The organism is Flavobacterium arsenatis (assembly GCF_031456785.1).
GTDB lineage: Bacteria > Bacteroidota > Bacteroidia > Flavobacteriales > Flavobacteriaceae > Flavobacterium > Flavobacterium arsenatis.
The window spans coordinates 1-8,483 of sequence record NZ_JAVDVI010000030.1; the positions used below are offsets into that span (position 1 = coordinate 1).

Genomic DNA, 8,483 nt, shown 5'->3' on the forward strand with positions numbered 1-8,483 from the left:
GGATTTCAGTATATAGACCATACCTTACAGTTTTTCCCGACGGCCGAAGGGTATGTTAGCGTTACAGATGGAAAGTTCAAGTATGTGTACAACTACACGGACCACCTTGGGAACATCAGGCTGAGCTACAGCCGTCCAGAATTGACCTCCCCCTTGGTGATCATGGAGGAGAGCCACTACTATCCGTTTGGGATGAAGCACAGCAACTATGCGGGTGAAAAATATGAATATGTGAGGGGACCCGGTGGTGATGGTTTTGTTATCTTGGAGGCTGTTGAAAGGAATAAGTATCAGTATAAGTATAATGGAAAGGAGTTTCAGGACGAGCTGTCACTGAACTGGTATGACTATGGAGCGAGAAATTACGACCCTGCAATTGGAAGGTGGATGAATATGGATCCGATGGCAGGAAAATGGGATTCTTATAGTCCATATAACTACACACTTAATAGTCCACTATTTTTCGTAGACCCGAATGGTGAAGATGTTTATCTATTCTACTATGTTAAATCAGATAATAAGGAAGACAATAGTATGTTTTGGAATTCATTGTTAACACACGCAAAAGAACTACTAAATTCAGGTGAGTTTGGAGAAGGAGATATAGGTGTTTACAGGGAAATATCTGATTTAGGACAACTTGAGGGTGATGTCGAAAAAACGGTTGCTAAATATAGTGGTAAATATGGACAAACTAAGGAGTTTGGGATTTGGTCACATGCAGGTTTGGATGGGCCAATAGGTAGCAGACCTGCGAGTAAAAATGCGTTATATAATGAAGGAGATAATCTTGGAAATGGTAGAGTTGCCTCAAGTACATCAAGTCAATTGAGTGTAAGTGGCTGGTCCAGTATTAATTTTAACTGGAAGGATGACGGAACAAGTAATGCTTATTTCTATGGTTGTAATACTGGGAAAGACCCAGACGGTAAGGGGCTAAAAAAATCATTTACTACTACATTATCCAGTCTTGGTAATTTTAAAAATGTTGATGTAGGAGGTCAGCCAAATTCATCTTACCCTTCAATGTATGCAAATATTCGAGAAACTAATTCAGCTATGAGGTCAGGTAATTTTGCTAAGCAGGCTACATACATGGTTGCCGCAGGTCCTTTAGGAGTTGCAGGTAGATGGCAACCAAACTATGCTTACCCAATGAATATAAGTAGGAATGGTGAAACTATAACTCCACATTATCAAATAGGAACAAATAAATAAAACAAGATTTATGAAAAATAAAAAAAAATATTTTTTAAGCATTGCGCTTATTATCATAATAGTTATTTCATATTTGAATACTAATTTTTACATAAAAACGATGCAATGGAAGTATAATAACGGTTTTCATGTCGGCGATTGGATTGTCTTTGATGATGCTAATTTGAATTACAGGACGATTTACGATGGTCAAAAGCCAATTGGAAAAATTGTTTTTTGTTATGGAAAAGGATTGATTATAAAAGATATTATTACAAGTGAAAAGGGTTTTTATACTAATAAAGGTGATGAATCAAATTAAAATGTAATGTATCTGATGTGTTGATGGCTTAATTATTCATTCAATATTATCAGAAAATCATTTATTTAGTATAGAAGTCCAAAAACAAAACAACCTTCGGGTTGTTTTTTTATTTTAAATTCTTTTCCAAATCCATCTAACCCCAACGAAAAGCATTACCACCAACGCCACAACCATCTGCAAGACCGCCCCTGTTGGTTTTTGCTACCGGTGATGGAAGGTTTCCAAGAAGCCTGCAGATGATCCCCTAGCCCCGACAGGAGGGAATCCCGATTTTTCATCGGGAAGGAAGGATGGCGGGAACATGGGTTTATTTGTTTCGTGCTGTTTCGCTCCTTGCCTACAACATCCGCGGGTGGCTCAAGGGGATCAACGAGATTGAAGATTTGACACAAGGCGACACCGACCCGCTGAAGCCGAAGGACCTCTTTGCGTTTAAGATTGGCTACAATGAAGTGGAGGGCATGAGCACACCGCTGTTCAATGGGAACATCGCCGAGACCTATTGGACAACCCATTCTGACAATATATTGCGAAAGTACAGCTATGAGTATGACGGCCTGAACCGTCTGACGGAAGCCTATTACCAGAAACCTGAACTTATAAATCCCCATACCTTTGCCTACAACGAGTACTTGCAATATGACAGGAACGGCAACATAATAGACCTGAAACGCAACGGCTACCTTGACAGCGATGAAGGTTACTACATAATTGACGATTTGCAATACCTCTATGCCCCAAACTCCAACCAGTTGGAAACTGTCCTGGACTATTCCAACAGCATCGATGGCTTCAAGGACGGCCAGAACCCCGATGGGGCAACCAAGCCGGATTATTTCTATGATTCCAATGGCAATATGATCGAGGGCTGGAATAAAGGAATCCATAAGATAACCTACAACCACCTTAATCTTCCGACAAAGATTGAATTTGACAAGAACGGTGTAAAGACAATTGACTATCTTTACAATGCCCTTGGGATGAAGCTTGGGAAGGTAGTGACGGACAAGACGGTGGTGCCAGATATATATCAGCAGACAGACTACCTTGGCGGATTTCAGTATATAGACCATACCTTACAGTTTTTCCCGACGGCCGAAGGGTATGTTAGCGTTACAGATGGAAAGTTCAAGTATGTGTACAACTATACGGACCACCTTGGGAACATCAGGCTGAGCTACAGCCGTCCGGAATTGACCTCGCCGTTGGTGATCATGGAGGAGAGCCACTACTATCCGTTTGGGATGAAGCACAGCAACTATGCGGGTGAAAAATATGAATATGTGAGGGGACCCGGTGGTGATGGTTTTGTTATCTTGGAGGCTGTTGAAAGGAATAAGTATCAGTATAAGTACAACGGGAAGGAGTTCCAAGACGAGCTGTCATTGAACTGGTACGACTACGGGGCAAGGAATTATGACGCTGCTATTGGGAGATGGATGAATATTGACCCGTTGGCGGAGACAAGTAGAAGATTTAGTCCATATACGTATGCATTGAATAATCCAATAAGGTTTATTGACCCAGATGGAATGGAAGCTGATGATTTTAGAATAAATTATATAGATAAAGATGGTAAAGCGCAAGAATTTATATTTGATGGAAATTCTACTGCATTACCAGACAATCAGTTTGTGAGAGATTTTGTAGATGCCTATAATCATAATGTTGGAAATGGCGGTGGTGACTCAATGAAGGCGATAGCAGAAAATGACGATATTATGGTTGATGTAGTGCAGGGAGTAGATAGTACTCAGGAAAATTCAATAAATGGTGATTATAATATTATTACGTGGAATCCCGAATTAGGTTTGGAAACCACAAATAATTATATTTTATCACCTGCCACAGTACTAGACCATGAATCAGACCATGCTCTACAAGGTGCATTGTCGCCAGGGAAAAAGCTTGCAGCTTCTACTACAGCAGATAAACAATATATCAATAAAGAAGAGGCAAGGGTAATAACGGGCTCTGAACAAAAAACGGCATACAAAAATGGAGAAATTCCTTTAATGGGAACTACGAGATTTAATCACAGAGGCATCCCTGTACCCACAATTTCGCCAACATCTAACATACCAAAGAAATAAATATATAAAACACAATGTATTATGAAAAATATAATTATCTATTTGTTTTGCTCATTTTTTTTAAATTGTGATAACAAAAAAGAATCACAATATCTGGAAATTTATTATATGGGACCTAATATTAGTACTCCCTATAGTTATTCTTGTAGTGAAATTTATGAAGACAAATCAAAAGAGAAAATTAATTACAAAAAAATAGATGACCAGCAACAAGTCAAAACCTTTATGAACTTATTCAATCAATATCAAATATCTAATGATTCGTCAGGAATAGATTCCAGAATTAAAATCTTAATTTATAATAAATCAAAAATAGATACTTTGTGCTTAGGAGAATATTTTAATACTTATAGAAACGGTATAAAAGTAGAAGATAATAAGCAGTTATTAAATTTTGTAAAAGAAATTATCGATTACGAAAATACCGTTCCCGCATTTGTTAAAAAGCATCCAGAGCGGTACAAAAACAAATAGACAAGAAGACAGCCTTAGTGCTGTCTTTTTCTTTTAAAACCTTTTCCAAATCCATCGAACCCCAACGAAAAGCATTGCCACCAACCCCACAACCATCTGCAAGACCGCCCCGATAATGCTGAACACAATCTCCGCTGTATAACGGGAACATCTCCGAGACGTTCTGGCGTACTTATGGGGACAATACGTTAAGGAAGTACGGCTATGTGTATGACGATTTGAACCGGCTGACGGAGGCGATCTACCAGAAGCCCGACCTAGGAAACCCAGAACATCAGGTTACCAATGCTTACAACGAGGAAATCAGGTATGACAGGAATGGGAACATAGAGAGGTTGGAACGCAACGGATTTTCGGACGTTGACGGCAATTCGCCCTACCATATCGACAACCTCATCTATACGTACCTTCCCAACTCCAACCGCCTTGATCGTGTTGTGGATGCCACCAACAGCTTCAACGGCTTCAGGGACGGGCAGAATCCTCAGGGGCCGGACAAGCCCGATTATGAATACGACGATAACGGGAACATGACCAGGGACTGGAACAAGGGGATATGGAACATCACCTACAACCACCTGAACCTCCCCACAAGGATTGAATTTGACAAGGACGGTTTAAAGACAATTGATTATCTTTACAATGCCCTAGGGGTGAAGCTTGGCAAGGTAGTGACGGACAAGACGGTGGTGCCAGATATCTATCAGCAGACGGAGTACATTGGCGGTTTCCAGTATGTTGACGATAAATTGCAGTTTTTCCCAACGGCCGAGGGGTATGTTAGCGTTACAGACGGCAAGTTCAAGTATGTGTACAACTATACAGACCATCTAGGGAACATCAGGCTGAGCTACAGCCGTCCGGAATTGACCTCCCCGTTGGTGATCATGGAGGAGAGCCACTACTATCCGTTTGGGATGAAGCACAGCAACTATGCGGGTGAGAAATATGAATATGTGAGGGGGCACGGTGGTGATGGTTTTGTTATCTTGGAGGCTGTTGAAAGGAATAAGTATCAGTATAAGTACAATGGGAAGGAGTTCCAAGACGAGCTATCACTGAACTGGTACGACTATCAGGCGAGGAATTATGACCCTGCGATTGGAAGGTGGATGAATATTGACCCGTTGGCGGAGGTTTCGAGAAGATGGTCGCCTTATACTTACTGTTATAATAATCCTATGATATTTGTCGACCCAGATGGAATGTTTGCAACACCGCCGACTGATTTTTATAATTTGAATGGCAAACATGTTAAGCACGTTGAGGATGGCAAGACGGATAAGAAAATGGTCTTAACAAAAAGTGAAAAAGAATCTAAGGTGCAAAGTGCTATTGAAAAAGGGCATGTTGTAAGTGCGTTTTCTGACTCTGAAAGTGATAAAATGAGTAAGATATATAGCAATGATGCGGAAAATAAATCATTTACTGAGCAAGGATTTATGAGAGGAACAAATGGAGAGTCGGAAATTGTAACTGGTGCAAAGGCTGGTGAAATTGGTTCAAAAGAATGGGCTGGTGCACGTGCTGAATTAAGTGAAAATGGAAGTACTCCTACTTCAGATGTACATTTGCATCCTAATAAATTTGATAGTTCGGGAAATATAAAAGAGTTTGGTAAAGCAATGGGCTCTGGAGCAGATGTCGCCCCAGCTAATAATAAGGGTTACACTGAACCTTCTGTTATTCTCGGATATAAAAAAGAAACAGAACATTTATCTACAAGTCAAATTGGACAAACTCCTAAAGTAGAAATTATTCCAACAGCGGCTTTTTTTGATACTAATAAAGGGAATAATCCTATTATTACCATTCCATTTTCAGAATTGAAAGAAACAATAAAAACAATAAATGCACAATGAAAAAGTATCTAATAATCATATTAATAATATTTTTCGTTTCTTGTAGCACATCTGTTGACTGTGGAAAAAGCATTCATACAGATTTTGTGGATTTCACTTATTTAAAGAATTATAATGAGTTCGTGTATAAATCTAAAATAAATGCAGTTGCTGATAATGAGGTTTATTACACGACAAATTTTTCACTTAATCTTCCAAAAAATATAAAAGGGTGGTTGATATCTGACAATGAATTTTATTTCGAATATGCTAATAAGCAGATTGTTTACATTTATTCTGGATATAAAAATGAAGGTGTTGCTGGAAAATGGACGATACAAGAAACCAATGATGATGAAATTTACAGCAAGCTAAGTTCATATTGGGACAAAAGAAAATACAATGAAAACAATCTAAAAACTGGACATACTGGCAGAGTTTCAAAATTTCTTTCAGATGGAAAAGTAACTATTCTTTTATATAACATTAAGAGAGAAAATTTCGACAAGTATTTGGATTTAGCTAAAAGTTTTAAATATTTGGATTGAAAAAAGAGTTAACAATCCAAATACAACGCCTGTCGGAAGGAATAAGTTCCAGTATAAGTACAATGGGAAGGAGTTCCAAGACGAGCTATCACTGAACTGGTACGACTATCAGGCACGAAATTATGACCCTGCGATTGGTAGGTGGATGAATATTGACCCGTTGGCGGAGGTATCGAGAAGATGGTCTCCTTATACATACTGTTATAATAACCCAGTGTTTTTTATTGACCCAGATGGTATGATGGCAACGGAAAGTGATTACAACTGGGAAACAGGCAAATATAAAAGCGGTTCATTTGAAGCAGCTATGTCCAATCAAGGACTAAATGCAGATGGTAGTGAAGCAGGTACAAATGAAGATTCTGAAAGCGAGGGTGAGCCAAAAGGAAAAAATAAGAATAACAGCAATGAAAGGAAGACTATAAATAAAAAAGGAGAGGTTTTAGTAGGTAATATTAAACCTGAAGAAGTGAATATTTTAAATACTGTAAGTAATGAATTTACTCCCGAAAATAATACAGTAATCTGGGTAAGTCATGGTAGTAATAATGGAATTAACGGACATATGAATGCTTATGCATTCCACGAACATCTAATGGCTACAAGCCCATTATATAAAAGTAGTTATGAAAATGGGAAGCCAGTAACAATTAAGCTTTTTAGCTGTAATACAGGTCATAATACACCTGATGGGTTAGCGTTTAACTTATCACTAATTCATACTAAAGCTACTATATGGGCACCCGATAATCTAATTTCTTGGCCATCAGACAATGGTATATTATTTCCTAATTATGAGCCCTACATTGGTGTTGATGGAAAAAAATCTGGTCAATTTAACATTTTCAATAATGGTAGTGTTGTAGGTACGGGTGATTTTAAAAATTAATAATCTTATAAAATGAAAAACGTTAAAAAAATATTAATCTTTTCTATACTTGCTACGATTTCGTGTAATAATGAAAAGGAAAATCCCATTTCGTCGTCACAACTAAATATTAATGGTTTAAAGAAAGAAATAGTTTACGATAAAAATATTGAATCATATGGTGTCTTTCTTGATATAAGTAGTAATGATACCCTTAATTATGAATCTTTACCATTTTCAATATTAATGGCAAATGAACAAAATCCAAAAGCAAGCGTGATGGTTTTCGTACAAATGATAGAAGTTTTTAATAAAAAGAAATTTACAATAAAAAAATTCAGTGATTTACCAGAAGCTAACAAAGATTTTGCCCTTTACTATTTAAAGAAAGGAGCAGAAATGGGAAGTGTTTCTGGACAAGTCTATTTAGAAGAAATTTATCGCAAAGGAATAGGTGTTGAAAAAAATGAAATGAAAGCCGATAGTATTCTGAATGTATTACGAAAACAAAAGGGTTATAAAGATGAGCATAGATTAACATTCCCTGGGATGAGAGAGTAATGTATGAGGATGTGTTGGTGCTTAATCGTTTGATAATACATTCGCAGAAAATCAAATATTATAGTATTACAGAAGTCAAAAACTAAACAACCTTCGGGTTGTTTTTTTATTTTAAAGCCTTGGTAGTGTTTCAGAGTTAGTGATATTAGGTTTTGCATTTCTAGCATATTGAAATAGAACAAATATCAGCAAGAAATAATTTAAAGATGAGCAGTAATGCTCATCTTTTTTGTTTAAAATTGTTTCTTAAATTGAAGATAATGATGAATAACCCGACCTTGTGTATCAGAGTTAGTGATGAAAAATATTGCCCCTGTTTCGTGCTGTTTCGCTCCTTGCCTACAACATCCGCGGGTGGCTCAAGGGGATCAACGATGTGCTTTCGCTTTCCCAGCAGGGGGATCCCGCCGATCTCTTTGCCTTCAAGCTGAACTACAATACGGTTGAGCACAGTGTTTGGGAGACTGTAAGTCCGCTGTATAACGGGAACATCTCCGAGACGTTCTGGCGTACTTATGGGGACAATACGTTAAGGAAGTACGGCTATGTGTATGACGATTTGAACCGGCTGACGGA

Annotated in this window: 9 protein-coding genes and 1 pseudogene; all 10 read left to right on the forward strand. The window is 38.0% G+C overall.

Annotated features, from left to right (window positions below):
* On the forward strand, positions 1-1,218 hold a 1,218-nt coding region (locus J2X31_RS18070; RefSeq protein ID WP_310028974.1), incomplete at its 5' end, for an RHS repeat protein.
* 10 nt (positions 1,219-1,228) lie between these two features.
* Positions 1,229-1,519 (forward strand): hypothetical protein, encoded by a 291-nt coding sequence (locus J2X31_RS18075; RefSeq protein WP_310028976.1) that lies wholly within the window; start codon positions 1,229-1,231, stop codon positions 1,517-1,519.
* 293 nt (positions 1,520-1,812) lie between these two features.
* The gene (locus J2X31_RS18080) at positions 1,813-3,615 is read left to right on the forward strand and encodes an RHS repeat-associated core domain-containing protein (protein WP_310028979.1); all 1,803 of its coding nucleotides are present in this window, start codon (positions 1,813-1,815) and stop codon (positions 3,613-3,615) included.
* Positions 3,616-3,636: 21 nt separating this feature from the next.
* The gene (locus J2X31_RS18085; RefSeq protein WP_310028981.1) at positions 3,637-4,089 is read left to right on the forward strand and encodes a hypothetical protein; all 453 of its coding nucleotides are present in this window, start codon (positions 3,637-3,639) and stop codon (positions 4,087-4,089) included.
* Between the two features lie 206 nt (positions 4,090-4,295).
* Positions 4,296-5,951: an RHS repeat domain-containing protein gene (locus tag J2X31_RS18090; protein WP_310028984.1), complete on the forward strand. Its 1,656-nt coding sequence runs from the start codon at positions 4,296-4,298 to the stop codon at positions 5,949-5,951.
* Positions 5,948-6,478, forward strand: coding sequence for a hypothetical protein (locus tag J2X31_RS18095; protein ID WP_310028985.1), 531 nt, complete (start codon positions 5,948-5,950; stop codon positions 6,476-6,478). The genes J2X31_RS18090 and J2X31_RS18095 overlap by 4 nt, the downstream gene beginning before the upstream one ends.
* A 91-nt stretch (positions 6,479-6,569) precedes the next feature.
* Positions 6,570-6,659: pseudogene (locus J2X31_RS18100) on the forward strand (hypothetical protein); the annotation flags it as partial.
* Positions 6,660-6,716: 57 nt separating this feature from the next.
* Entirely contained in the window at positions 6,717-7,367 is a 651-nt protein-coding gene (locus J2X31_RS18105) for a DUF8616 domain-containing protein (protein ID WP_310028987.1), read from the forward strand.
* Between the two features lie 12 nt (positions 7,368-7,379).
* On the forward strand, positions 7,380-7,907 hold the full coding sequence (locus J2X31_RS18110) for a hypothetical protein (protein ID WP_310028990.1): 528 nt from the start codon (positions 7,380-7,382) through the stop codon (positions 7,905-7,907).
* Between the two features lie 307 nt (positions 7,908-8,214).
* The coding region (locus J2X31_RS18115) for a hypothetical protein (protein WP_310028993.1) at positions 8,215-8,483 on the forward strand (269 nt) is incomplete at its 3' end.